This window comes from Metabacillus litoralis (genome assembly GCF_020524045.1).
GTDB classification, from domain to species: Bacteria; Bacillota; Bacilli; order Bacillales; family Bacillaceae; genus Metabacillus; species Metabacillus litoralis_C.
The window spans coordinates 1-615 of the sequence record NZ_JAIVKL010000050.1 but is presented as its reverse complement, the minus strand read 5'-3'; the positions used below and the strand labels follow the sequence as shown (position 1 = coordinate 615).

Annotated in this window: 1 pseudogene; it reads left to right on the top strand. The window is 36.3% G+C overall.

Annotated elements, in window-relative coordinates:
* Nucleotides 1–67: 67 nt before the first annotated feature.
* Nucleotides 68–615: pseudogene (locus LC076_RS24020) on the top strand (IS4/IS5 family transposase); the annotation flags it as partial.

Here is a 615-nt window from a genome sequence, read left to right as displayed (position 1 = left end):
AAAATCACCACAATAATCGTTTTGAATACCAGTTTTTTGGTATACCAAAACAGAGTTGGTGGTTTAGATGGGGATGAAAAAGACTTTTTTAGGGGCAGTAGAGGTTACAGGGCGACTGCTAAATGACGTGATCTTTATGTGTGAATCGAGAACGAAATCTACCTATTTTACACGTCAGGGAAACAACAAATTGGATTTCAGAAGTACCATTCTATTTAGTTTATATTTTGTGAAAAGGAGTATTCAATTAGAACTGGATGCCTTTTTTCACCTATTAAATCTCTCGGATGTGAGCATTACAAAGCAAGGGTATTCAGAAGCGAGACAAAAAATCTCACCTACTGCTTTTATCAAACTAACAAACGCTGTTGTCCAGTGGTTTTATGATGATTCTTCTTTTAAAACATTTAATGGCTATAGACTTTGCGCAATTGATAGTTCTGTATTCGAACTGAGTAATACGGAACGCCTAAGAAGCTATTTTGGATTTTCGCGAAACCAGAGAACCATTACCTATGCTCGTTCTAGAGTATCTTGTATTTTTGACATCGAAAATGACCTTATTTTAACGTCAAAAATTGCACCATACACATCTAGTGAGCGAGATGCAGCCAT